General features: G+C 53.8%; 16 protein-coding genes. 10 read left to right on the top strand and 6 right to left on the bottom strand.

Features of this window, described 5'->3' with window-relative positions; genetic code table 11:
* Positions 1 to 11 precede the first annotated feature (11 nt).
* From B7989_RS07510 to B7989_RS07490, 5 genes are all read left to right on the top strand, one after another.
* Positions 12 to 1,667, top strand: a complete 1,656-nt coding sequence (locus B7989_RS07510; protein WP_088627921.1) for a family 43 glycosylhydrolase — start codon at positions 12 to 14, stop codon at positions 1,665 to 1,667.
* Positions 1,668 to 1,926: 259 nt separating this feature from the next.
* Entirely contained in the window at positions 1,927 to 3,756 is a 1,830-nt protein-coding gene (locus tag B7989_RS07505) for a glycosyl hydrolase 53 family protein (RefSeq protein WP_088627920.1), read from the top strand.
* A gap of 15 nt (positions 3,757 to 3,771) precedes the next feature.
* Positions 3,772 to 5,427, top strand: a complete 1,656-nt coding sequence (locus B7989_RS07500; protein ID WP_233144305.1) for a right-handed parallel beta-helix repeat-containing protein — start codon at positions 3,772 to 3,774, stop codon at positions 5,425 to 5,427.
* Between the two features lie 197 nt (positions 5,428 to 5,624).
* A complete protein-coding gene (locus B7989_RS07495; RefSeq protein WP_369829052.1) occupies positions 5,625 to 8,531 on the top strand; it encodes a carbohydrate-binding protein in 2,907 nt (968 codons plus the stop codon).
* Between the two features lie 152 nt (positions 8,532 to 8,683).
* On the top strand, positions 8,684 to 11,488 hold the full coding sequence (locus tag B7989_RS07490; RefSeq protein WP_233144304.1) for a T9SS type A sorting domain-containing protein: 2,805 nt from the start codon (positions 8,684 to 8,686) through the stop codon (positions 11,486 to 11,488).
* A gap of 145 nt (positions 11,489 to 11,633) precedes the next feature.
* Here the strand turns inward: B7989_RS07490 and B7989_RS07485 are convergent, their stop codons facing one another.
* Complete coding sequence (locus tag B7989_RS07485) at positions 11,634 to 13,166, bottom strand: hypothetical protein (RefSeq protein WP_088627918.1); 1,533 nt, start codon at positions 13,164 to 13,166, stop codon at positions 11,634 to 11,636.
* 231 nt (positions 13,167 to 13,397) lie between these two features.
* Between B7989_RS07485 and B7989_RS07475 the strand changes: the two genes are divergently transcribed.
* Positions 13,398 to 15,104, top strand: coding sequence for a hypothetical protein (locus B7989_RS07475; protein ID WP_088627916.1), 1,707 nt, complete (start codon positions 13,398 to 13,400; stop codon positions 15,102 to 15,104).
* A 3-nt stretch (positions 15,105 to 15,107) separates the two neighbouring features.
* Here B7989_RS07475 and B7989_RS07470 read toward each other — a convergent pair whose 3' ends face one another.
* The gene (locus B7989_RS07470; protein ID WP_233144303.1) at positions 15,108 to 15,860 is read right to left on the bottom strand and encodes a histidine phosphatase family protein; all 753 of its coding nucleotides are present in this window, start codon (positions 15,858 to 15,860) and stop codon (positions 15,108 to 15,110) included.
* Between B7989_RS07470 and B7989_RS14165 the strand changes: the two genes are divergently transcribed.
* Complete coding sequence (locus B7989_RS14165; protein WP_233144302.1) at positions 15,859 to 16,044, top strand: hypothetical protein; 186 nt, start codon at positions 15,859 to 15,861, stop codon at positions 16,042 to 16,044. The two genes, B7989_RS07470 and B7989_RS14165, sit on opposite strands and share 2 nt — an antisense overlap.
* Before the next feature lie 112 nt (positions 16,045 to 16,156).
* On the opposite strand, the gene B7989_RS07465 is transcribed toward B7989_RS14165, so the two are convergent.
* A complete protein-coding gene (locus tag B7989_RS07465; protein ID WP_233144301.1) occupies positions 16,157 to 17,710 on the bottom strand; it encodes an SUMF1/EgtB/PvdO family nonheme iron enzyme in 1,554 nt (517 codons plus the stop codon).
* Here B7989_RS07465 and B7989_RS14160 point away from each other — a divergent pair.
* Entirely contained in the window at positions 17,709 to 17,918 is a 210-nt protein-coding gene (locus B7989_RS14160; RefSeq protein ID WP_233144300.1) for a hypothetical protein, read from the top strand. The two genes, B7989_RS07465 and B7989_RS14160, sit on opposite strands and share 2 nt — an antisense overlap.
* 330 nt (positions 17,919 to 18,248) lie before the next feature.
* Here B7989_RS14160 and B7989_RS07460 read toward each other — a convergent pair whose 3' ends face one another.
* Together B7989_RS07460 and B7989_RS07455 are read right to left on the bottom strand one after the other, a co-directional pair.
* A complete protein-coding gene (locus B7989_RS07460) occupies positions 18,249 to 19,592 on the bottom strand; it encodes an SGNH/GDSL hydrolase family protein (RefSeq protein ID WP_233144299.1) in 1,344 nt (447 codons plus the stop codon).
* A 128-nt stretch (positions 19,593 to 19,720) separates the two neighbouring features.
* Positions 19,721 to 21,370, bottom strand: a complete 1,650-nt coding sequence (locus tag B7989_RS07455) for a glycosyl hydrolase (protein ID WP_088627914.1) — start codon at positions 21,368 to 21,370, stop codon at positions 19,721 to 19,723.
* Positions 21,371 to 21,548: 178 nt separating this feature from the next.
* On the opposite strand from B7989_RS07455, the gene B7989_RS07450 reads away from it, so the two are divergent.
* A complete protein-coding gene (locus tag B7989_RS07450; protein WP_088627913.1) occupies positions 21,549 to 22,397 on the top strand; it encodes a TIGR02147 family protein in 849 nt (282 codons plus the stop codon).
* A gap of 29 nt (positions 22,398 to 22,426) precedes the next feature.
* Positions 22,427 to 23,635, top strand: a complete 1,209-nt coding sequence (locus B7989_RS07445) for a CIA30 family protein (RefSeq protein ID WP_233144298.1) — start codon at positions 22,427 to 22,429, stop codon at positions 23,633 to 23,635.
* 40 nt (positions 23,636 to 23,675) lie between these two features.
* Here B7989_RS07445 and B7989_RS07440 read toward each other — a convergent pair whose 3' ends face one another.
* Positions 23,676 to 25,568 (bottom strand): glycoside hydrolase family 5 protein, encoded by a 1,893-nt coding sequence (locus B7989_RS07440; RefSeq protein ID WP_088627911.1) that lies wholly within the window; start codon positions 25,566 to 25,568, stop codon positions 23,676 to 23,678.
* Positions 25,569 to 25,571: the final 3 nt, after the last annotated feature.

Here is a 25,571-nt window from a genome sequence, read left to right as displayed (position 1 = left end):
GGAGTGTTTGGATGTATGGATTGGGAAACGCCCTACGGGGCGGCTTTGTGGGTGTCGGCTTGTCGCTAGCCGTTGGTGCGTTTGCGGCGAGCAATCCCATTGTCACAAAAATGTTCACGGCAGACCCCGCGGGGCTCGTTCACAACGATACCATGTATATCTTCACGGGACATGACGAGGCGCCCGCCGGTCACGAAGGCTACATAATGAACGACTGGCACATATTCTCTTCGGGAGATATGGATACCTGGGTGGATCGCGGGGCCGTGCTTTCTATCAAGTCGTTCAAGTGGGCGCGTGGCAGCGCCTGGGCGAGCCAGACTATCGAACGTAACGGCAAGTTCTACTGGTATGTGACCGTGCACGACGGTAGGGACTTTGCGGTTGGCGTCGCGGTTGCGGACCATCCGGCCGGCCCGTACAAGGATGCCATCGGCAAGGCGCTCATTACCAGCGACATGACTCCGGCGAATAGCGGCGTGAATTACGATATCGACCCGACCGTCTTTATCGATGACGACGGACAGGCTTATATTTATTGGGGCAACGGCGCCGTGATGGGCTACAGGCTCAAGGAAAACATGGTCGAACTGCAAGGCAACATGTTCAACGTGACACCGCCCAGTTTTACCGAGGCTCCGTACGTTCATAAAAGGAACGGCTACTACTTTTTGACGTATGCCTACGGCTGGGAAGAACGCATTGGTCAGGCGACGATGAAAAGCCCGACGGGGCCCGTATCCAATTCCAAGGTCATTGTCGGCTACAACAAGAATTCCAATACGAGCCACCAGGCGTTCGTCGAATTCCATAACCAGTGGTATTACATATACCATACGGGCGCGATTGGCGGCAGTTTCCGCCGTGCACTGTGCGTGGACTATGCCTACTACGAAAACGACTCGACCATCGCGAACATCACCATGACCGACGCAGGCGTAAAGAAGGTAGACCACGCGCCGATCAAGGATGGCGTTTACCGCATCAAGGCGCGGCACAGCGGCCTGAGTCTCGAAGATGCAGCTTCCGCGGTAATCCAGATGGATTCCGAAGAAAGTGAATCGCAGTTGTGGGCGCTCAAAAGAATCGACGGTTACACCTACACGCTCAGGAATATCGAGACGGGAAAGTACCTTTCGTTCGGAAAGGGAAACCTGCTTGATACCGCAAGGACCGTCGAAAGCGAAAACCGCATCGTCATCGAGAACTTTAACGTGGATGATGGTTACCGCCTGTATGCGGATACCGCAAGTGAATACCTGGGCGATGTCCTGAACATCTCTACGGAGGCGGGAATGCCGCTTGTCGTGTGGAAACAGACAGGGACGCAGAACCAGTCGTTCAAATTTGAATATATGGGCGACGAATCTGCATATAGTTCTTCCAGTTCCGATGTTGCCGAAAGTTCTTCCAGCGAGGGTGTGTCGAGCTGTTCCGCAGAAACCACGTCGTTAGTTGCAGCGCCCCAGAAATTCGATGCGCGGGTTGTCGGCTTTTCTCGCGTGGATGGATTGCGATTCTCGCAGGCCGCGGATTACGCCCTGATGAATCTGCACGGCGTGGTAGTTGCCCGCGGGCACGCTGCGCAAGTCGCGGTGAAGAGTCTTGCTCCCGGCGCATACGTGGTAAGGCTCGGCGGCCGCATTCAGAAAATCGAGCTGAGGTAAAGCGTGTTCGACCGTGAAAATTTCGCCATCGTCAAGCAAATTGCGGTGCTCGGCCTACTCGCCATCGCGCTGGGACTTGTTTACGGGTGAGAAAATTCTTGTTTCGTGTTAAATATCGCCGTTTTTCGCTCGAAAAAGGCGATTTTAAATTTTCTCAAAAAATATAGTACGCTTTGTAGTAAAAAGAGTTATATTTATAGAAAATTGTAGTACAATTTATAGTACAACAAAATGTTAACTAAAATCAAAGGAGTGACGGATGTTTGGATTGGGAAAAATCATCAGGAAAACGGCGCTGGTTCTGGGTGCCGTGGCAGTTGCGGCGCTTGCGCGCCCGTATATCGTGGGTGTCGATGTCTCGTGGGTGCTCGAAGACGAGTCCTTGGGGGCGAAATACTACGATAACGGCAAGCAGCAGGACCTCTTTGATATCCTGCAGAATCATGGAATCAACTTTATCCGCGTGCGCACCTTCGTGAATTCGTGCATCGGCTACGCTAAGGAGAGTTACTCCGGTGCAAATTCCAACGTGTGCTGGTGCGACCTGGAGCATACCATCGCGCTTGCGAAGCGCATCAAGGCGCACAACATGGGATTCTTCCTGGATTTCCACATGAGCGACACGTGGGCTTCCATCGGCCACCAGAATGTTCCGGCCTCGTGGGCGGGCAAGAGCAATGCCGAGATGGGCAAGCTCGCCTATAACCACGTGAAGACAACTATGGATGCGCTCATGAAGGCGGGGCTGCGCCCCGACATGGTGCAGGTGGGTAACGAAATCAACTCGAAGGTGGCGGGCGTTTCGCTGAGCAAGACGGCGGACTTCGCGAATATCATCAATTCGGGCGTGCGTGCGGTGCGCGAGACGGATCCTTCCATCAAGATTGTGATGCAGCATGGCCAGCCGCGCCCCGAGAAGGGCTTCGCGGATTGGTACAGCAAGATTCACGCGAATATCGACTACGATGCCATTTGCGGTTCCACCTACGGCACCACGAACAACGGGCAGGATTGGCGCGATATGTTCGGGCTCGTGGTCAAGAATAAGAAGGCGGTGCTGAGCTGCGAATATACGGGCGAACGTACGGCCCTCGTGAACTCGGTGTTCTATGAATTCGGAGACTTGGGCTGGGGAACCTTCGTGTGGGAACCGACCCGCTACAGCAACAAGCCGATGTTTGATCGCGACGGCCAGAAATATACGGCGAACGCGCGCCTTAGGGAATTGCGCAATATTGCGAAAAAATACAACGCGACGCTCCCGGACTGGGTGCAGGTCGGCAAGGCCGTAAAGAAGTACAACGTGAAGACGACTGTCGCTTACGGCGGCTCGATTGCGCAGAGCATCGAGGGTAGTGAAATTGCGGAAGGGAGCAAGGTGACCTTTACGGCCGTTCCGCAGGAGGGCTGGGAATTTGTGGCGTGGACCGGCGACAATACGGGTAACGGCAAGGAATACACGGTGGCAAGTCTCGGCAAGGATGTGAACCTGGGCGCGACCTTCAAGTTCGTGGGCAAGGATTCGCTCAAGTACGAAGCGGAAAACGGCGTGTTCAACAAGACGGTTCTCGAGTCGACGCACGAGGGCTTTTCGGGCAAGGGCTATGCGAACCTTGATAACGAGGTGGGTTCCTCGGTGACGCTTTCTGTGGTTACTGCAGGCGAGGGCGACAAGAACGTGAAAATTGTATTCGCGAACGGCTCTACGGCAAATCGCCCGGTAAGTGTTGCGGTGAATGGCAAGGTGCAGGTGGAATCGGTGGACTTCGAATCGACGGGTGCCTGGGAATCGTGGGATTCTAGCGTGGTGACGCTCAAGTTGCCTGCGGGTGCAAGCACCATCACTATCGCCTCGCTCACGAAGGATGGCGGCCCGAATATCGACCGTATCGAGTTCGTGAATAAGAATGCGGTAATCCCCGTCAATCCCGGCGACTCGGTGGTGGGCGACAGCGGCACGACGGTACTCCAGAGGATTCCCGTGCGTAGCAATACGCTCCGTAACGGTGGCCGGAACTTCCTGGTGAACGGGCGTTCTGCGGGTGCCTTGAAGAACCATGCGTCAAAAATTAAGATATATTCAAAGTAACGGGATGAGGTGTTTATGAAAATGAAGCGCGTGTTGTGTGCGGCCGTGATTGCCTTGGCTGCAGCGGAAACTTTCGGCGCGGTCTACTACGTGGCCCCCGACGGAAAGAATACGAACAAGGGAACGAAGGATAGCCCCTTCGCGACCCTCAACAAGGCGAATTCCGTGGTGAACGCGGGCGATACCGTCTGGATTCGCGGTGGAACCTACTTGCATACGGACACGAACTATGTGAAAAACGACAACATGTTCGCGGGCATTCACTTGACCAAGAGCGGCTCAAGCGACAACAAGCGCATTCATTACCTCGCGTACCCGGGCGAAAAGCCGATTATCGACTTCAGCAAGATGCCGATTGCCGACGGTTCGAACAACATCAGGTACACTTCGGGTATCCTTATCCAGGCGCAGTATCTGCACCTGAAGGGGCTCGAAGTCAAGAACGTTCCCATGAAGGGCGAATCGAATGTGGGCGTATACATTTCACGCAGCAAGCATATCTTCTTGGAACTGATGGATAGCCACCATAACGGCGGTTCGGGATTCTTCGTGAACGAACGCGGCACGGGGAGTGCGGGCGGCCACCTGTTCTTGAATTGCGACAGCCACGACAACTACGACCCCAACGGGCGCCAGGGAGACGGACAGAATGCCGACGGCTTCGGCGTGCATTATCAGACTAGTGGCGATACGACAAAGTTCATCGGGTGCCGTGCTTGGTGGAACAGCGACGATGGCTGGGATTTTATTAGCCAGGAATTTCCGGTAGTCATCGAAAACAGCTGGGCGATGGGCCATGGCTACAGCAACTACGGTACCGGCAAGCCGAAGGATGGCAACGGCAACGGCTTCAAGGCGGGGAGCAGCAAGACGGGGGTGCGCCACACCATCCGCAATTGCGTCGCCTGGAAAAACAAGGCGTCGGGTTTTTACGCAAACCACAGCAGCGGCGGTAACGACTGGTTCAACAATACGGCCTACATGAACGGTACTGCGTTCAACATGTGGGCGAGTACCTGGGATGCAAATGACAACCGCACCGACGGCGTCGTGCTCAAGGGGAGCAAGGCTCACGTGATGAAGAACAACATCGCCTTCCCAAACAAGACGGCCTACATTGGCGGTGAATATGCGGCGGGCGAATACAATACCTGGAACCTGAACATTACCCCGAAGGAATCGGATTTCGTGAGCGTGTCTGATCCGAGCATGACCGTGACAGGCAAGGAACTCGGGCCTCTCGGTGGTGCTTTCGGCCCGCGCCAGGCTGACGGTAGCCTTCCGGATATCGACTTCCTGAAACTTGCGAAGAACAGCCAGATGATTGACAAGGGCGTAAATGTGGGGCTCAAGTACGAGGGCAAGGCTCCGGACTTGGGGGCGTACGAATACGGCTATGTGGCGCCTGTTATAGCGCCGGTCGATACCACACCGAAGGATACTGCTGTAACGCCGATTGTCGTTCCGGTCGATACGTCGGTTGCGCCGGTCGATACGACTGCGGATTCTATGGAAATTTCTGCGGGTGATTCGACGACGTTTGTGCGCCCGCTTCCGCAACGCAGGCCGAACATGCAGCAGCCGGGACGCCTGTTCTACGTGAACGGTCGCTCGGTGAATGCGTTGCGTGCAGGTAATCGCAAGGCAATTCAACCGACATTCGCAAAGTAGTTTTCAATACCAAACAAGGCGTCCCGACGAATGTCGGGGCGTTTTTTTTATAAAGATTATGGAAAATTATTTCCCGCCGTTGTCTATGGACAACCGGAAGTGTGGTGGTGAAGGTACTATTTGGAGTGCCGGAGATATATTATAGGTGCAGGTTCCCGGTGGTGCGGGGGCCTGTAATTCCAAAAAAGGATTGGATGATGAAAAAGTTGTGGATGTTTGGGCTTTCGCTCGCACTTGGAGTGTGCATGTCGCAGGCGGCTCGCCAGATGGAATGGCTGAACCGCGGGCTTGTGGCGGTTAAGACCGGCGGGGGCATATTCCTCAGCTGGCGCGTCCTTGGGACCGAGGGCTCCGAGACGGGCTTTAACCTGTACCGCGATGGCGAGAAAATCGCGAGCCTCAGCGGGACACAGGCGAGCAACTATACCGACGCGAAAGGGACAACCTCGAACAGGTATTCCGTAAAGGCTGTCATAAACGGCAAGGAACTTGCATCTGACGATGCCGTACCCGTGTGGGGCGAGCAGTTCTTGACAGTGAACCTGGACAGGCCTGCAGGCGGTAGCGACTACACCTACAGTCCCAACGATATTGCCGTGGGCGATGTGGATGGTGATGGCGAGTTCGAGTTGGTTCTCAAGTGGGATCCGAGCAATTCCAAGGACAATTCCCAGAAGGGAAAGACGGGCAACGTCATCATTGACTGCTACAAGATGAGCGGCAAAAAACTTTGGCGCATCGACCTAGGCGTAAACATCCGTGCGGGGGCGCACTACACGCAGATGCTCGTGGGTGACTACGATGGCGACGGCAAGGCGGAACTTGCCGTAAAGACTGCGCCGGGAACGAAGGATGCCAGCGGAAAGTACCTGAGCAAGGGCGCAGCGGCCAATGCGGCACATACTAGCGATTACCGCAATTCGAGTGGATACATTCTGACCGGTGACGAATACCTCACGGTTTTCAACGGCGAAACGGGACTTGAAATGGCGACCGTCGCCTATAATCCAGGGCGCGGTACGGTAAAGAACTGGGGCGACAGCTACGGGAACCGCGTCGACCGCTTCCTTGCGACAAATGCCTATCTCGATGGCAAGAAACCGAGCATGGTTTTCCAGCGCGGCTATTACACGCGCATGGCGCTCACGGCCTACGACTGGGACGGAAAATCGCTGACGCAGCGCTGGTACCACAATTCGGCGACGAGCGGCAAGGAATGCTACGGGCAGGGAAACCATAACCTTTCGTCGGGTGACGTGGATGGCGACGGATTTGATGAAATCATGCAGGGTAACTGCGCTATCGATCACGATGGCAAGTTCATGTACCGTGTAGGTTACGGTCACGGTGATGCAATCCACTTTGGCGATTTGGACCCCGATAACGACGGCCTCGAGGTTTGGCAGGTCCACGAGGAAAAGCCCTACGGCTACAACTTGCACGATGCACGTACTGGCAAGGTGCTTTTCTACGAAACCAGTTCGGGCGATAACGGGCGCGGTGTCGCGGGCGACGTCGATTCCAACAGCCGTGGACATGAACTCTGGTCTGCTGCAAACTGGAACACCTATACGGCTAAGGGAAAAATCTGGAAGGCCGACAAGCGTCCCGCCTACAACTTCCGTATCTACTGGGATGGTGACCTGCTTGACGAACTTTTGGACAATACGACCATCAGCAAGTGGGACCATGCAAAGCAACAGAGCAATACACTTTTCCAGATGCAGGGCAACAGCTGCAATACCACCAAGGCGACACCGAATTTCAGCGGTGACATTCTGGGCGACTGGCGCGAGGAAGTCATCTTGCACGATGGAGCCTCCAAGCTTTACATTTACACAACGACCGCGCCTACCGAACATCGCATGTACACGCTTGCGCACGACCCGGTTTATCGCAATGGCATGAGCTGGCAGAATACCGCCTACAACCAGCCGCCGCATCTGGGCTTTTGGCTGTATGGCAACAAGGGCAAGTTCCCGAAGCCGGACATCGTGCTGATAGGCGACAACACGCCGAAGGCGGCCGCGATTGTCAAGCAGGGCGCAGGTAGTTCGAGCCAGGTGATTGTGAAGGGTGATTCGATTGTCCCGTTCACCTTCGCGATCCAGCATGCGGACGGGGCGAATGTTGACGGGCTCCCGGCAGGCGTGACGGCCGTGTGGAATGCGACGACATCATCGCTCTATTTTAGCGGGACTCCCGTTGTCGAGGGCGAGTTTACCTATACGATTACGACGAAAGGCGGGAATGCTGACTTTGGCGAAGCGACTCGCAACGGAAAATTCACCATCCTGAGTGTCGTGGAATCGGGACCTGCTCCTCTTATGGTTCGGAGCGATATCGAGGCGGCGGTACCGACCGATGCAAAGGGAGCCTTTGCCGACAACCACGAGAATTTCCGCGGCACGGGATTCTACGATTTCGAAAATAGTCTCGATAGCTACGGCATTTACCACCTGGTTTCGCCGAAGGAATACAAGAATGCAACGATGGTGCTGCGCTACGCCCACGGCAAAACGGATACGCGTCGCATTATGGTGAAGATGAATGAAGACCTGGTCGGTTCGCTGACGTTCAAGCCCACTGCCGATTGGGATACCTGGGATAGCGTCTCGGTGGGTGTTTCGCTCCAGAAGGGGTTGAATGTACTTTATCTGAAATCGCTGGAAGAGGCGGGTGCACCGAACATCGATCAGATCGGTTTTGATGTCGAAGGCGTGGTGCTTTTCGAGGATTCGACGCAACTCTCGGCGATAGACACCTTGAGCGCTGAAGTCGCGGGAGACTCTTCGGGAACGACGGGGCTTACCCGTGGCGATTACACCGCAGAAGACGACTTTGCAGGTAACATTCGCATTGCTGCCGGAATACACCTGAATCTTGCAGATTGTACGCTGATTGCCCGCGAATCGGGGTATGCCCAGGTGGATTTCTTTGACATGACTGGCCTCCAGGTGGCGCGCCTTGCAAGAAATGTTCCGGCAGGAGCGTCTGACTTGTCCCGAGAAATCAGGGCTCTCCCCGAGGGCGTCTACATGGTCCGTGTCAAGTTCAATGGTCGCACGATGCAGAATGCGGTGCAGGTAAGAGTAGAACGGTAGTTTCCTAACTAAACGATACGTCCCGGCGGAAGCCGGGACGTTTTTTTTTGCACCGCAGGTGCCCGCCGTAGTCCGCGGACAACTGGAAATTTCTTTTACCCTACCCCCGGAGCAAATCTGAGGGTATTTTTGTGGGCAGAAAGGAGTTTTGTATGGGATGTTTGAACTCTATTCGCGTATTGGGCCTCTCGGCGGCGCTTGCCTTTGCCGCATCGCCCGTCATCAAGGTCGATTTTGACATGAGCGGCCGCAATTCGAGCGAGGTTACGGAACCGAATTACGTGCCCTGGGTGGTTTCGGGTGTCGCTTCGAAAGATACGACGCTTTCGGGCGTGAAGGTGAATGTCGCCGGAAGCGCGAACCTCAAGGCCAACTGGTACAAGGCCGGGGTGCAGTCCCCGAGCTATGCGCGCCTTGTGTGCGACGGCGTGATGGTCGAAGGCGGCGGGGCGATTACGCTCACCTTCTCGAATCTTGCTGCAGGGACGCACAGCCTTCTCCTGTATCTGAACAATGTTGATGGCGTTGCGGCAAGCAACAATATTGATGTCTATGTGAACAACTCGAAGCAGGCGTCGGTCAAGCCCACGAATCGTGCGCTCTCGACAGGCGAGGCGGCGATTGCCTACGTGACTTTTAATGTAGGCGGTACGGGTGCCTCGACCGCGATAAAGTTGAATACGGGCACGGTTACCCTGAACGGCTTTGAACTGAACGTGCCCAATGCGGCGGCACAGGCGACAGGGCCTTCGCCTGCGGATTTGGATTATCACGCTCCGCACGAAAGCGGGGCGCTGACGCTTTCGTGGACGGCGGCGAAGTCGGCCGTAAAGCATCGCGTCTATTTCGGGACGGATTCGGCGGCTGTGCTTGCGGCAACGCCCTCGAGCACTGCGGTTTACAAGGGTGAACAATCCGGCAGTTCGTATAAGGTGAGCGGCACGACTCCGCTCCAGACTTACTACTGGCGCGTAGATGAGGTCGATGCGAATGGAACGGTCACGGCAGGGAATGTCTGGTCGTTCAAGCCGGGCCGCGTCGCGTTCGAGGGGGCCGAAGGTTACGGCCGCAACGCCCTGGGTGGCCGCGGCGGCAAGGTGGTGTACGTGACGAACCTGAACGATGATGGTGCAGGCTCCTTGCGCGAGGCGTGCACGGCAGAAATTGGCCCGCGCACCATCGTGTTCAAGGTGTCGGGAATGATCCAGCTGAAATCGCGCCTGGTCTGCAATCAGGATTACGTGACGATTGCGGGGCAGACGGCTCCCGGCAAGGGTATTACCATCAAGAGCGCCCCCATCGGGTTCACGGGCAAGGACATGGTCATCCGCTTCATGCGTGTGCGTCTGGGCTACGGTGCTACCTACGATGGTATGGGGCTCACCGGTGGCGACCACAGCATACTGGACCATGCGAGCATCAGCTGGACGATTGACGAAGCCTTCAGTAGCCGAGGCGGCAAGAACCTCACGCTGCAGCGCACGCTGATTTCGGAAGCGCTGAACGTTGCGGACCACCAGAACTATGCAGCGGGAACGGGACACGGGTATGCGGCGACTATCGGCGGCGATATCGGCAGTTTCCACCACAACCTGCTTGCGCATAATGCGGGCCGCAACTGGAGCCTGGGCGGTGGCCTCGACGGGAACGGCTACTACGCGGGTCGCCTCGACATATTCAACAACGTTGTCTATAACTGGGTGAGCCGCGTGACCGATGGCGGTGCGCACGAGGTGAACTTCGTGGGCAATTACTACAAGGAGGGCGCCGCCACTACCTTGCACGGCTATACATTGCGCGCGCAGTTCGAAGGTACGGGCAAGGGCTCGCAGGCGTATTACTACCATAACAATATTCTCGAGGCTGCGGGCGGCAAGTTCACCTGCGACGGCACCAACGACAATTGCGGTCGCGAGTATTCGCTTTCCGGCGGGCAGGTGCTGGATTGGGAACCCTGGAACAGCAAGCCTTTCTTTGCCTCGTATGCGACTGTCCAGAGCGCGAAGGCCGCCTACAAGGATGTGCTGAGCGATGTGGGCCAGCGCATGCCGGTACTTGACAATCACGACACCCGCGTGATAAATGAGACCAAGAACGGAACCTACAGCATGAAGGGTTCCGTGGGTGGCATGGCGGGCATTCCCGACCGCGAAACCGACGTGAAGGATACGGCGAACATCAAGGGCTGGGAGCCTTACCCGAGCGTAAGCTGGGCCAACGATTACGATAGTGACCTCGATGGCCTCCCGGACTGGTGGGAAAGTATGTACGGTTACAATCCGAAATCCAAGAACGGCGACTTTAGCGATGCGAACAAGGATCGCCTGGGCGATGGCTGGACAGAACTCGAACGCTACCTGGAATGGATGGCTCGCGCACACTATACTTTTGCAAAGGGTGAAACCCAGGTGATTGACCTTTCGCAGTTTACCCGCGGTTACGACGGCGGAACCTACACCGTGTCGGCCCCGACAGGCGTGACTGCGACTGTAAACGGTACTAAACTTACCGTAAAACTCGCCGACAGTTTTGGCGGCGTAGACTATATCAAGTTTACGCTGAAGGATAACGCTGGCGATACCTTTAGCCGCTACATCGGCGTGACGCAGCAACTCGCAATTCAAAATTCTGGCGAAGGAGATTCAACGGTGCTTAACGATACAACTCAAACGGATTCTTCGACAACCTTAATTGCATCCTTCTCTCCTGCACAGAAATTTCATTATGTCGTAGAGGATGATGTCGTGTATTTTTACGGTATTCCTGTCAACGCGCAAATTCGCGTGACTGATCTGAGTGGCAAAAATCCGATGCTGAGCAAGGATGTCGTGACTGCAAACGGCACGGCATCGGTAAATCTGCAACCCTTCGGCAGGGGCGTCTATATCGTGAATGTTCGCGGAATGGATCGCGATGGCTCCTGTTTGAGCAAGACCATCAAGGTTATGCGCAGATAAGTTTCGAAATAAGTGCGCCTCGGCGAATGCCGAGGCGCTTTTTATTGACGGAGTCAATTCAAAGCTCAGCGCCTCGGTCATGGGCAAGCAAGCGTGCCCGCGACTCTCGGCTTGTGCGCTTTTTATTGACAAAGTTGATTCAAAGCTAGAATCCTGTATAGCTGAACGATTTGTGGCCGAGCTTTTGGCCACAACTGCTGACAAATACAGCGGTCAACTTACCGACGCGAATGTCTGCAAGATTTCCGCCATTTTCGCCAAATTCACGGACGAGGTTACCCTGCAAGTCGAACAAGCGGACCTTGGTGCCCTCGGGTGCGCCTTGTACATGCAAGAAGCCGTTTGATACAAACATGCTCATTGACGGAGCGAGGTGTGCCATCTTCAGGGAGGTCTTCGAAGTGTCCTGTTTGGAAGTATCCTGCACGGTCGTGTCCTGCTTGGAGGTGTCCGGCTTGGGTTCTTCGTACGGGAGCGAAGGCGTTTCCCAGTCAATCCAGTCGGCATAGTTGTCAATCTTGAAACCCTTGCCGTTCGTGGGCTTGACGTGGATATCGGTATTGGCGTTCTTGCCGCGCAGGAACTTGTCGACAAATGCTGTCACGGTGTTGTTCTGGCTACTGGCTGCTTGACAATGCTCGTGGCCGCCGGTAAAGTCAAAGCCGATGCGGTCCTCGATGCCCATGGACTTCCACACTTCGCTTGCTACCATCATGGACTTGTAGCCCGATTCGTCGCCGAGCCATTCGTAACCGGGGTTTCCGAGCGCAACCACCGCACGCGGGGCAATCATGGCGATGAGTTCGTGGTGATCGTGCGGGAGCTTGTACGGGTCTTGGCTCTTGAGGCTCTGCATGAACCAGCTGTAGTTTGTGTTGTCGATTTTTTCGATGTTCGTGCCGCGGCTTGCGAAGTCTGCGGAAGTGCGCCACGAGTTGATGCCGCCGCCACCCGATTCCTGGGCAATGGTGAGCGTCACGCGTTCATCGAAGGCGCCTGCGAAGAGTGCCATCTTGCCCGCATAGGAGCAACCTGTGACTGCAATTTTGCTCATGTCCAGGTGGTACTGGTCAGCAATTTGCGCAAGGCCGTCAATCAGGCGGCTTACGCCCCAAGACCATGCGGAATAGTCACCGTTCTGGTTCTTGTTGCCGTAGAACTTGTAGAAGCCCACGTTCGTGTCCTTCTGACCGTTCATGGAGTATTTCGCCACCTGGTCGTGGCTGAAAGGCACCTGCACAAAGCCGCTGAACAGGCTCGAGGAAAGCGACCCCGTACCGCTATTCATGCCGATGATAATCGGGTGCGGGCCGTTGCCAGACGGAATGTTGAATTTCGATGTGATCGTCATCGTCTTGCCGCCTTCCTTGACAGTCACCGTGAGGGTGCCGCCGCTGTAAGTGGCGCTCACGTCGGAAGGAATCGGCTTGTCGCCGATTTCGTACTTTTCGATATCGGCCTTGATTTCGTTGCGGCGTTTGCTCCAGTCGCCATACTTGGTGACCTTGGAGCCGTCGTGGAATTCGAATGGGTTGGGGAGTTTTCTATTGCTCTTAAGTTCGCCCGCCTTGGCGCCAAGATCCTTGCCGCGGTTTTCGGTGTCGAAATTGAGCGGTATTTCTGCAAATACCATGGAACATAAACCAAAAAGAAGCGCCGTATGGAGGCCCTTTTTCATGTTTCACTCCTTTCGCCAAACAGAAACCCAAACCCATTGTGTTAAACAACCTTAATTATAATGGGTACTTTAAATATATGCTTGAATAGCATAGATATGGTGTTCAAATTCTTTTTACTGTGGACAAATATGTCCACATGTTTTGTGCCGTAGTCCGTAGACAACCTTTTATTGGGGAGCCTATAGTTTTTTGGCTGCTTTAGATATATATTAGGCAAAAAAGGGATGCTCATGGATTTGAAATTTGGTTTTTGCAAGAATTTTGCGGTTTCGGCGCTTTGCCTAACAGTGTTTGGTGTTATGGGGGCGGGTGCCGAGCCGCTGGCTTTTCCTGAGGCGCTCGGTTTCGGGGCGCAAGTCACGGGCGGTCGTGGCGGAACCGTGTATCACGTGACGAACCTGAACGATGACGGCGCGGGCTCTTTCCGCGATGCGGTCAGTCAAGGGAATCGCATAGTGGTCTTTGACGTAGGCGGAATTATCAACATCAAGACGGCCGTTTCAATCAAGAGCAATATCACGATTGCAGGGCAGACGGCCCCGGGCGAGGGAATCGCCATTCACGGCGGCAAGCTCAGTACCGGCAAGCAGAGCAATATCATCATCCGCTATCTGCGAATCCGTCCGGGCGAAAATACCGCGTCCGAGAAGGATGATGCGCTCAACCTTTACGATTCCAAGAACGTAATTGTGGACCACTGCTCGGTGGAACTTGCACCGTGGAACAACTTCGGCGGTTCTTCGGACAATGCAAGCTACCGCGTTACGGGTATTACGGTGCAGAACTCGCTGATTGCAAACCCCATCGGGCAGCAGTTCGGTGCGCACATTGAGTCGGTGGATGGCACTTGGGCTTGGTACTACAACGCCTTCGTGAACACGCACAATCGAAATCCGCTGGACAAGATTAATGACGTGTTCGTGAACAATATCCTCTACAATTTTGAGGCGGGCTACACGACGCATACGAGCACTCATTTCAATCACGACATCGTGAATAATTACTTTGTCTATGGCCCGAAGGGGAGTAACCCGTGGTTCCAGGTAGACAAGAACCAGAGTATTTATGCGAGCGGTAATCTGATAGACACGAATAAGGATGGCGTGCTGAACGGGACGGCGTCAAGTATCTATTACTATCAGGGTGCTGGCGAAGAACTTTCCAAACCTTGGAATGAACTGACGACGAGTGGACCTATGCTCAGTGCCGCAAGCGCTTGGCGTTACGTGAATTCGCAGAGCGGAGTGCTCCCTTACGACGATATTGATTCCCTGATATGGCACCAGGTGGGGACACTGGGGAAAGAAGGAGCCTTGGTGAAAAGCGTTGGTGCCATGGGAATCAAGACCAATAACGGCTGGGGTGAGGTGATTGCGGGCGATGCCGCTACGGACAGCGACAAGGACGGTATGCCCGATTACTTTGAAGTGGCGATGGGCTATGATAAGTCTAAAGATGATGCGATGACCAAGGAAAGTGATGGTTATGTGCGTATCGAAAAGTATATCAACTGGCTCGGTGCTTCGCACATGCGCATTGCGGACGATGCTTCTCGCGATTTTGATTTACGCACGATTACGCGCGGGTTCCAGGAAGTAAAACCCACATATAGCGTGTCTGCGGCGGAAAATGGCTCGGTTGAACTGCAGAATGATGGCTATACGGCCCGATTTACTCCTGCCGCAAAGGGGCTTGCTCCGTTCAAGTACACCGTGAAGGGTAACGACGATACCGAATATACGGGCCGCGTCGAGGTGCTTGTGGAAAGTGTGGCAGGAGCCGACACTACTGTTGCTACGGGCGATTCTTCGACAACGGCAATCGTAAATCGTGGGATGACTCTCCCGAACGGCTTGCAAATTCCCGCCCGCAATGGGTTCCGTGACCTGAAGGGCCGACGCTATAGCAAGCAAGTCCCGTACAGGGTATTGTTCTAGACGCTATTTGGTGTAAATCTTATGCTCGGCCATATAGATGGCCAGATAGTCAATGACGCCGGAATCGGCGCCTTTTACAGGAATATAGCGCAGGTTGTTTTGCGCATCGGCAATAACGGCTAGCCCCGCGATGAAGTTAATCCAATGGTAATCCTCGTGATACTTGAGGGCGACCTTTTTCTGCGAACCGAAAACGGCAAGCGGCATCACGAAGATGTCGTGCGATACCATGATGGTGATGCGTTTCCACTTGGATAAATTTTTCAGGATGACCGCTTGCATGAATTCTTGCGCGCGGGGCTCCATTTCGTAAAATGTTTCCGGGTATCCGCCTTCGTATGCCCAGCGTGCCATCAGTTCGACTGAACTGCCCTTTAGGCCGAGCGCGGTCGCTTGCTTTGCGAGAGAGTCGGCCGAAATTTTCAGGAACCAGTTGCCGGTAATGTCGTAATTCGTGATGAGTTTCGGGGACGTCGCTTCGCCGCGTCCTTTCGAGATTTGGTTTGCGGTTTCGTTCGTGCGCACGAATCCCGAAGTGACGTACGAGAATTCTTCTTCGCTCTTGAGGGTTGCCCCTAGATCCTGTGCCATCTGGATCCCGTTTGCAGTGAGTTCTGTTTCTAGCGCTACATCGTCTTCGCGTTCGGAATGGCGGATGATAAATACCGCTTTCTCGTCGGGGGCGAGACTCCTGTAAACATCGGCGATGGTTGCGAATCCGTCTTTGTCCAAAACGATTTCCGGAGAGGTATCCATGATTGCGGACGAAGATGATTCCTCAATCGAGGAGGAACTGTCGACTTGCAGTTCTGCTGAGGATGATAGGGCGTGCGAAATAGGCTCGCTGGAAGAGGATGCCGGAATGGTCGAAGACGACATGGCCGAAGACAACCATTCCGGGGAATCTTGCTCGGACGACGACACGGGTATCCAGGAGTGATTGGAGGCTTGGTCGGACGAGCTTGATTCAATATCGGGGTTAGATACTTTGTCGTTACATGCCGTGAGTGCTGCAATACATGCTGTGACAAAGATGAAAAGGAGCATGCGCATTATGACCCCCACTGATAATCTCCGGCTTCGTAAACGGGGTTTTCGCCGTTGAAGCCGCGGGGACGTTTGACTTTGTCGTCGTAAAGGGTCTTGTTGAATATGCGGAAATCGCCTCGTTCATAACTTTGGAATGAAATGTGGCAGAAAATGGGGCCTGCGGGCATGTATTCGCTGTAGCTCATGGTGCGTTCGCCGGCGGTATAGAGATAGTTGAAGTATTTCCCGTTCAGCACGATGTGAAGCCCGATGTTGCCTACGGTGAACCAGCGGCCCTTTGCGAGAATATTCTCGTGGTGCGTATCGTCGTAATCCATTACCACGAATTCGGCGTCCCCATTCTTGTCGAGGTGGAATCGGTATTTGTGGTTGCCGCCACAGCAACGCCCGTCAAAGAACCAGGTGTATCCGCTAGCAGCGGCAATACGCGGGTCACGTACGCTTGTGTCGGGGTGGGCGAGTTGTTCGTCTGTCACGAGGCGCTCGGGCTCAACGGCGGCGATCAACTGTTCCAATGTTTTCGGGTTGCTTACGGTCGTAAGGCTTACCTTGTTCTTAGCTTCGCTTGCTGCACGGCGGTATAGTCGGTAAGGAATGCCGTCGTCACTAATCATGGTGAGTTCATCTTGGCTGAACACATAGTAAGCGTACGTTTTGGTTCTGGTTTTTGTGACCACGTTAAAGCTGCGGTTGTTGAGCGTGTACCATTGGCCGGAAACGTTCGGGAATCCTGAAACGGCTGCAATTCCGTCTTCGCCGATGACAACGGTGTAGTCGTCGCTGATCCAGGCTTCGTCGGCTGCGGTAATGAGGCGGCAGTCGCGGTTTTTGTCTCCGGCACAAACCGCGTCGCTCGGGTTCGCCGCTTCGCAGGCGCTGATCATTCCCGGCGGAAGTTCGGTAGAGGCCCCTAGCCTAAATCCCATGTCGGCGGCGCCATCGCGGCTACGGATGGCCCGGCGGCTCACCCGAGCGAATTCGGCGGGTTCGCCGTAACTGCCGCCACGTCGCGTCTTGTTGCCAGAACCCGTGAGCTGAACCGGGTTGACTTTATCGCCTGCAGTATAACCCACGAGCCAGTCGTACACCCATTCCCAGGAATTGCCGCTCATGTCGTAAAGCCCGAGCTTGTTCGGCTTCTTGCTGGCGACGTCGTGAGCCTTGCCACCGCTGTTTTCGGAATACCAGGCGACATCGTCAATGGCGTTGCCTCCTGAGAATTTGAAGCTGTCGGCAATCCCATCCTTACCTCCGCGAGCAGCAAATTCCCATTCGGCATCGGTAAGCAGGCGGTATTGCCTGCCTGTCAATTGCCCTAATTTACAAGCAAAATTATTCGCATCAAACCAGCTTACACCTATTTTGGGGGCGTTTCCTGATTCCCAAGCGTTTTTCTTGCCGCCCATGACGGCGTTCCATTGGCTGACCGTGACTTCGGTTTTGGCGGCAAAGTAGTCGCTGACGGTTACCTTGTGCGCGGGTGTCTCGTAAATTTTGTCTTGTTCGGCGCAGTTGTCACACCCGCGTGTGTACGAACCTCCCGGAACATGAATCATGTCAAATAAGACGCCGTTTACAGTGTCGGAAAAATTTGCAGGTGCAATATATGAAAATCCGGTTCCGCTTGATGAAGCTGGAGGGACAGCAAGTTCACCAGACGAGGAGGAGCTAACAAAAAAGACGTCCGATGAACTTATTGCAGTGAGTCCGCTCGAAGAATGGGTGTCGCCTGCGCTGAAAGCGGTTTCGGAGCTGATTTCCTGAAGAGAATCAGCTTTTGACGAATCCGGAAAATTCGTTGCTGAGGAATCGCCCTCGGTGGGGGGAGTTAACCCACTTTCGGGCGATTCCGAGCAACCTCCAAACATCCCGGCGATAAAAGTAACCGCTATAACACCCGAGGAAAACTTGTGCATGCGCACCCCCATCGAGTCTACATCCTTAACCGGTTTTAATATAAACTTAAACTAAAAGGAAAAGGCGTTATTTATTCTTTTACTGTGGACAATTGTGTCAACACCAATGTTTGCGTTTCAAAAAAAGAAGCACTCCGTTCGGGGTGCCTCTTTGTTTGGTTTAGGAAAATTTGCGCTTTTACTTTGCCCGTACGGTACTTGTCTGCACCGCATTTTTGCCACGGATAATGACTATGTACTGCCCCGTCGGGATGTTTTCAAATTGTACTTGTCCGTAATTCTTAGAAAGGGCCTTTTGGGAAATGAGTTGCCCCGTTGCAGAAACAAGGGTTACGGAGGTTACATTTAGTAAGTTGCCCTCAACGAAGATATTCTTGCCTTGCGCGTAAATTCGGGGGACCATAAACGTGCCTGACATCTTTAAAGTCGTGGAGGAGTCTGGCGTTTTGGTGGCGGTGTCGCCTGCGGCATACAAGGGGGCGAGCGCTTCTGCCCACAAGTGGTGCATGGCTTGACCGCCCTTGGTTTCGGCATTCGGGTGTACACCATCGCTCGCCAACAATTCGGGATGTTCCTTAAAGTAACTGTAGAAATCAGGACCCTGCGGCAGGTTATTCTCTTTGACGAGTTTGTCTACGGCTTCCAAGTAGGCGGGGTTGATTTGCCAGCCCGCCTTTGCGGAATCGGTCGCGATAATCCTTGCAATAACGGGCGTGATTCCGTGAGCCTTGGCGGAATCGATAATCGTCTGCATATTGCTTACGTAGGTATTCAGGTTCCAGTCGCCGCCGCCCCAAGCATCGTTGGTGCCCATTTCGATGGCCCAGAATTTGACGTTGCCGACGTATTCCAGGTATTCGCTCAAGTGATCCACGACTTCGGTGCTGTTGATGCAACCGATGCCTCCGCGCAACATGGCAGGCGTGTATTCCGGGAACTTTGCATGAATGAGCTGCGCCGTAGTGGAATCGGTATCCTGTTGCTTGATTCCCATCTGACTGATGCTTGTGCCCATAAAGAACCAGGTGTCGGTTCCGCCTGCGCTCATGTCGAAGGCTTCAATTTCAAGAATTTTGCCCACATCGCCTTCGCTTGCGAACTTGAACCAGGATTTGCCCGCAAAGTCGATGGTTACGCCACGTGCCATCACGGGGTTGTTCTGGATGGTGGCGGCCACTTCCCAGTCTCCGTCGGTACCGTCGGTGGAATTCGCCGAAGTCAAAATCTTGAAATTCGAGAGTGCGACGCCCGAGTGGCCGCAACCGCTCGTGAAATCGGTCGCCCAGGCACAATCGCCGAACGATTCCCAGTTGATTAAGAGCTTTTTGGGGCCTTCGCCCACGTTCAACGCGATTTCCTTGGCACTGCTACTCTTCCAGTTGGTCAAGTAACCGTCCGTCAGGTAATCTGTCGTTGTGGCTCCTGTATGAGCCGGCAAACCGCCAGAAACCAACTTGTTCGGGGTAATCCCGTAAGAGGCGCACATTCCGCATAACAAAAAAGCTGCGGTTGTGTTCGCCATTTTTAAAGTAAAACAACCCATAAACACTCCAATTTAAAAAAGCGACGCTCCAAAAATAAACTCCAACCCCCGTTGTGCATTCATTTTTTTTGCGTCGCCTGTAAAATTCGTTGAAACCGACTCAATAGTTATTTTTTGATGTATACCGCATTCAAGTTGCGTCCCTGGATTCTTTGACGCACGATGTAGCGCCCCTGCGGAAGTCCCTGCGTAGTGAGTCCCACATAGTGGCCGTTCATGTCAAAGATGCCGATTGTTGTTGCAGGGCCGTAGAATGGCGATACCTTTGCAAGACGTGTCGTAGAGGTATCCTGGTTGGGCTTGTATTTGTCCCAGCCGGGCATGTCCTCGAGCGAAATGACGCGTTCGTCGTCCATGTTGCTCTTCCACACGGCGTCTTTCGTCTGGCTGGGCCAGGTTCCGCTCCAGGTGCTGTACCACGGCATCCACCAGCTCCATACGGCCTCGTCGGTATGCATGTTGTTCACGTCGGGAATGGGCCCGTTTTCGCTGAGTGCAAGAATTTTCGTGGAATTCGATGCGTTCTTGAACTTGTCAAAAGAACTCGCGTTGCTGGAATGGTCGTTGTCCTTGTTGTAAATGTCTATAGAAAGCACATCGTAGTATTCGCTGCCCGGATCCCAGGTGGTAACGGTAGAACCTTCGGGGTTGAACACCCAAATCATGTTCTTCACGCCCTTGACCTTCACCATGCGGTCAAATACCAGGCGGTAGAGCGCCGCGAACTGGTCGCCCGAATTGATACTCCACCAGAACCACTTGCCGCCCGCTTCGTGCAGGGGGCGGAAGATGCCTGCAACGCCATCTTTCTGCAGTTCTAGGAAGTAATCGGCAATATGGTCAATGTCGGCGATAATTCCCTTGTAGGCCGCACTTTCGGTGTTCCATTCGGTAGTGCCGGGCTTGAATCCGGTAGAGAAGTCGAAGTCCGTATATTCGTTGGTCCCTGCCGCACTCTGGATATAGAAGGCGTCCTTCTTGTCGAGGGGATCCTTCCAGTGCCAGGTGAATGCGGGAATGCCGCCTGCTTTCCAGAGACCCTTCGCTATAGAAATCGCCTTGTCGGTGTATTCCATGTTCCAGCTACCGGAAGCGTTCGGGCCTGTTGCGAACAGGAAGTCGAGACCGACGAGCGCCGGGTACTTGCCCGTGCGTGTATAGATGTACTTTACGTCGTCGTGGGTCTTGAAGTCGGCTCCCAGCGTGTAGCCGCTCATGTCGCCGGTCATGATGCCGCTAATTGTTTTCTTGCCGAAGTTCTCGCGCAAGAAACTGTAGAGCTTCACGGCGCTTTCGGTCGCGTTCGGGGTGACCGGGCTTGCGGAGAGCTCGAAGGGCTTTGATTCGTAGGCGGAAATGTCGATGTAGTCCACGTCGATCCAACCCCAGTATTTTTCGATGGCGATGGTGTTTGTGCCCGCCTTGAGCGTGACGGCGGTCGTGATGTCCGCCCACCCGGTCGTTGCCGCGAAGTCGATGGTGCCTGCGGTTGCGCCATTCACCTTGAGGTAATTTGCCTTGAAGTCGCCCGCCTTGTAATGGATGGTGAGCGTGTACTTGCCTGCGGATTCGGCGGTGACTCCCGTGAAGGTGATGTTGCCTTCTTGAAGGCTTGCATAGCCTGTGCCAGAGACGCCGCTGCTGTTGACAATTTTTGCCTCGCTAGATACGGTTGCCGATTCGGCTTCGTACTTGGTGGCGAAAGCTGTTGTTGCGAGGGTTGCCGCAAGAATTGCGACTGTATTTCTTTTAAACATTCAAACTCCTTGATACACCATTGTACCCTAAATTTATGCTTGTGAATGCATTTCGAGGAGTTTTTTTTGGGGAGGGCGTGGACAAAAATGTCAACAACTCCGAAAAAAAACATTAAAAAGCGGTTGCGAAAATAGATTATTTTGATAATAGAAACTATATTATTGGGACGGGTCAACCATGTTCGCAAGAAACAAAATCAACATATACGATTACACCGACTACCGTAAATTCCTGCAGGATTTTTACGAACTCGAAAAGTCGCTTGATCCGACCTTCAGCTATCGGGTCTTTGCGTCGGCTGTGGACATGGACGCAAGTCTCCTGGTGAAAATCTTGCAGGGTAAGCGTCATGTGTCTTCGAAAGGTGTTGAACCATTCGTTGAATTGTTCCGTTTCAAAGAGGCGAAGGCTGAATATTTCCGCGAAATGGTCGCTTACGGCAAGGCAAAGACCGACGAAGAGGTGCGCAAACATTTTGAAATACTCCAGAAAATGCGCCCCGCTGCTTGCCGCGAACTTGATGAGGCTCGCTACCGTTATTTTCAACAGTGGTACTATCCGATGATTCGCTCGGCGCTCGATGTATTTGATTATCGAGGCCCGCAAAATGCCGCCGCACTCGCCGAGACATGCATTCCGAAACTTACCGCTTCGCAGGTCGAGAAAGCGGTCGAGGCCTTGCTGCAGCTGGGTCTTGCCCGCCAACGCAAGGATGGCCGCGTGGAACCCACCGAGGCGCACCTCCGTACGCAGGAACACTGGCTGAGTGCCACCATTAGTGACTACCAGGGACGTATCGCCGAACTGGCCCGCGATTCGATTGCCAACACCCCAAAGGAAAAGCGTGATATCAGCACGCTCACCATGGCGCTTGACTCGAGCCAAATCCAAAAAATCCGCGATATCCTCGCCGAAACGCGAAAATCCATCGTAAATGTGGTCAATGCGATGCCGTCGCAAATTTGCGACAGCGTTTATCAATTAAATTTCCAGTTATTCCCGATGATGAAAAAGGAAGAACGGTAAAAATGTTCCAGGTGTTTAGGATTCATAAATTGTTTTATTTTGCGCTCGGCCTGATTCTGGCGGCGTTTTCGGGCTGTTCCGACAGCGGCCCTGAAACTGCCGGAGCCACGAGCGAAACGACGAACGGGATTGCGGTCGTTGCGCTTGATGGAGTTCACAAGCCGATTCCGCAGGCGCGTGTTACCTTGTACCAGCGTCCTAGAGCCGCTTCTGCGGAAAGCCCGTCCGAAGTCCAGGATGTGACGCAGTTCCTCCCGTCCTATGTCACGGCGCTCGAAACCGCCACTGCGGATGATTCCGGAAAGGTGCAGTTCGAGACTGAACTTGACCAGTGCCAGAATGCAAGGTGCTATGTCGAGGGAATTGCCGGCGAGGACTCCTCGCTTATGGTGTGGACGAAGTTCAATGCGAAAGATTCCTTGGCAGATGAAATCGAACTCTTGCCGTCTGTATCGCTTACGGTGCGTACCGGGGCGGCCGCTTCCGATTCTACTGTCTTGGGCAGTTCCGTGATGCTTGATGCGACTCCCTATTGGGCAAAAAATGATGGAAACGATTTCGTATTCTCGCATGTTCCGGCGGGTCTATATACCATTGTCGCGAATAGTCAGCCCGTTGGCGATATTTCGCTTGACGCGGGCACTTCTGTTGACACGCTCATGTGGTTCCAGGAATTGACTCACGAATACGTTTTCGAGGATTTTGATGATGGCGACAATCTGAACAATCTGGCGAAAACATACCCGAATTACGGTTGGTACTACCTACCGCACAAGGGAGCGTCCTTTGAAAGCCCCGACAGCGCGGGTGGTTTTGCAGGGGCGCTCGTAGATGACGGAGCCCGTGGCAAATATCTCTCGTTAAAGTTTACCATCCAGGATACGGGCTATGTCATGCTCGGGACGCGTCTTGGCCTCGATACGGGTTATTACGACCTGAGTGCGCTCACAGCCGTCCGGCTGAAAGTTCGCGGTGACTGCATGTTCGCCGTTGCGCTTGAACATTACCGCCAAATCGAGAATAACAACTATAACAAGGCGCTGTGGTTTACGAAGGCGAGCGATGAATGGACCGAACTGGTCTTACGCCCAGGCGAAGAAATCGTGGACAGTAAGAATTACCAAGTCTCTTGGGACGAAATCTCAAGCGAAATTGGCATATTCAGCATCTTTATCTATAACGGATCTTTCCTGGAAATAGATGAAATTGTATTCGAAGGAATTCAAATTATCGATTAACTAAATAAAGATGCCTCGGCGAATGCCGAGGCGCTTTTGCTTACTTGATTGAAATCGGGTGGACGGAATTGCCGATGCGGAGAATGTAGCGACCTGCCTGCGGTGCGCTTAGCTTAATGCTGCTTGCGTTTGCGATGCCGGAACGTAGTGTTTGTCCGAGGATGTTCGAAAGCGAGTAATGCGTACCGTTCTTGATGCCGGTGGCGATAATGTTCAAACCGTTGGTGTTTATGCGGTAATTCGCCTTTGCAGTCTGCGTTTGGACGGCGTCTGTGTTTGTGGGAATTTTTACAGGTGTATAGCCCTCGACGCTTTCGATGCACTTGATGTTTTCGACCCAAAGCGAGGTGTCAAAAAAGTCGTTTGTTACATTAAAGCGGAACGCGGTCGCCGCCGAAAGAACCGGGGTCAGCGGGAGTGCTGCCTGCCAGCCATTGCTCATCATCCAGCCTAAATCCACGTAGACCGTTTCCCATTCGGGTGCATACGGCATTTCGACAAAGGGGTAGTCCCAGGCGCCTTCGCCAAAGACATCGATACTGGCGTTCCAATCGTAGTAGAGGATAAACTGGTGGTTTGCTCCTTTGTAGCGGTAGCTAACCATTTTGCACTTGGACAAATCGGGCTCGCCGTCGAACGCGTATTCTGCGCGAATGTACGGGGCGTAATCAAAGCCGGTGCCGACGGTGTCAAGCTTCATGTTGTCCATTTTCACGGTAGTTTCGGTAGAGTTGTCGGTAAAGGTGGAGTTTCCCTTGTCGCCCTGTTCGTCGCCGTAGTCGTCAATGTCGCTGGTGCTGCTCCACTTGCCCGGAATATCGGTGCCGGCGCCGTATGTAATCAAGTTGGGCAACTTGTCGCTGATTTCGGTTTCCCAATTTAGATTTTTCTGGTAGGTGGTCTTTGCGGGCAAAATGTTTTCTTTGATGTAGTTATCGACATCGTTGTTTTCGAGGAAGGGCTTTTCGACATCCCACTTGGCGCAAGAAATTTTCTTCTCGTTGGTCCATGCGAGGAATTTCTCGAGTTCGGTCTTGTGGGCTTCCTTGGTGAAGATTTCATCGATGCCGCCCCATTCCGTTACGAATACGCTAAGGCCGGCTTCCATCGCCTTGTTGGAACTGGACAAGTGGCTAGAAGTCTGGTGCAGGTTGGCGTAGAAATGGTAAGTGTAGGCGACGTTATCGTCTTGTACGGGGGCAGCTACGGCATCGCCTGCCATCGAAGACCACATCGGGGTTCCGACGATAACCAGGTTCTTCGAATGTTTGCGGATAGCGCTGATGACCGTGTCGGCGTAGGCTTTCAGGTCTGCCCAGGATTCACTCACGGGTTCGTTGTAGATTTCGAAAATGACATGCGGGTACTTGCCGTAGCGTTCAGCCATGCGTCCGAAGAAGGCGGCGGCATCGTTTGCGGTAAAGCAGGTCTTGTTGTCGTTGAATTCGTACTTTGGCTTTGTTCCCTTGTGGATGCAGTTGTAGTAGCCGCCTTCGCTGTGCCAGTCGATCAAGACGTAAACATCGTTTTGAATGGCGGCCTGTACTACGGTGTCCATTTGCGATTCGAAATATTCGGGGCGGGTCATGTAGCTTCCGTGTCCCCAAGGCGGAACGACGCCCATGGCAGAGCGGACAAGTTCAACGTTCCAGGAGCCGACCAGAGTGTCGATAAAGGAACTTCCGTAAAAGCTGCTGCCGTACGGCCAGTACTGACTCCAAGTGAGGCTCATTCCGCGAACCTGGACTTCGGCGCCGTCCTTGACGCCTTGCACGCTACCATAAATGCGGCCTTCGCCAGCGGAATTCTTGCCGCTTTGCAAAGCGCCGTATTGGCTAACGGGGCCGACGCGCGTGGGTTGAATGGTGGCGAACGCGCTGCTTGTAAAAGCGAGAGCGCACAAGGCAACTATGCCTATATTTGTCTTTTTCATAAA

Source organism: Fibrobacter sp. UWB5, assembly GCF_002210295.1.
Lineage (GTDB): Bacteria > Fibrobacterota > Fibrobacteria > Fibrobacterales > Fibrobacteraceae > Fibrobacter.
The sequence above is the reverse complement of the archived record's forward strand: the minus strand, read 5'-3'. Positions and strand labels throughout refer to the sequence as shown.

Bases quoted from the DNA above. Each gene is read 5' to 3' on its own strand.
- B7989_RS07440 (WP_088627911.1), bottom strand. From the start codon at position 25,568: ATGAAAAAGACAAATATAGGCATAGTTGCCTTGTGCGCTCTCGCTTTT.
- B7989_RS07500 (WP_233144305.1), top strand. From the start codon at position 3,772: ATGAAAATGAAGCGCGTGTTGTGTGCGGCCGTGATTGCCTTGGCTGCA.
- B7989_RS07455 (WP_088627914.1), bottom strand. From the start codon at position 21,370: ATGTTTAAAAGAAATACAGTCGCAATTCTTGCGGCAACCCTCGCAACA.
- B7989_RS07470 (WP_233144303.1), bottom strand. From the start codon at position 15,860: ATGGATACCTCTCCGGAAATCGTTTTGGACAAAGACGGATTCGCAACC.
- B7989_RS07505 (WP_088627920.1), top strand. From the start codon at position 1,927: ATGTTTGGATTGGGAAAAATCATCAGGAAAACGGCGCTGGTTCTGGGT.
- B7989_RS07465 (WP_233144301.1), bottom strand. From the start codon at position 17,710: ATGATTCATGTTCCGGGAGGTTCGTACACACGCGGGTGTGACAACTGC.
- B7989_RS07510 (WP_088627921.1), top strand. From the start codon at position 12: ATGTATGGATTGGGAAACGCCCTACGGGGCGGCTTTGTGGGTGTCGGC.
- B7989_RS07460 (WP_233144299.1), bottom strand. From the start codon at position 19,592: ATGGCGAACACAACCGCAGCTTTTTTGTTATGCGGAATGTGCGCCTCT.
- B7989_RS14160 (WP_233144300.1), top strand. From the start codon at position 17,709: ATGTCAAATAAGACGCCGTTTACAGTGTCGGAAAAATTTGCAGGTGCA.
- B7989_RS07495 (WP_369829052.1), top strand. From the start codon at position 5,625: ATGAAAAAGTTGTGGATGTTTGGGCTTTCGCTCGCACTTGGAGTGTGC.
- B7989_RS14165 (WP_233144302.1), top strand. From the start codon at position 15,859: ATGATTGCGGACGAAGATGATTCCTCAATCGAGGAGGAACTGTCGACT.
- B7989_RS07490 (WP_233144304.1), top strand. From the start codon at position 8,684: ATGGGATGTTTGAACTCTATTCGCGTATTGGGCCTCTCGGCGGCGCTT.
- B7989_RS07450 (WP_088627913.1), top strand. From the start codon at position 21,549: ATGTTCGCAAGAAACAAAATCAACATATACGATTACACCGACTACCGT.
- B7989_RS07485 (WP_088627918.1), bottom strand. From the start codon at position 13,166: ATGAAAAAGGGCCTCCATACGGCGCTTCTTTTTGGTTTATGTTCCATG.
- B7989_RS07475 (WP_088627916.1), top strand. From the start codon at position 13,398: ATGGATTTGAAATTTGGTTTTTGCAAGAATTTTGCGGTTTCGGCGCTT.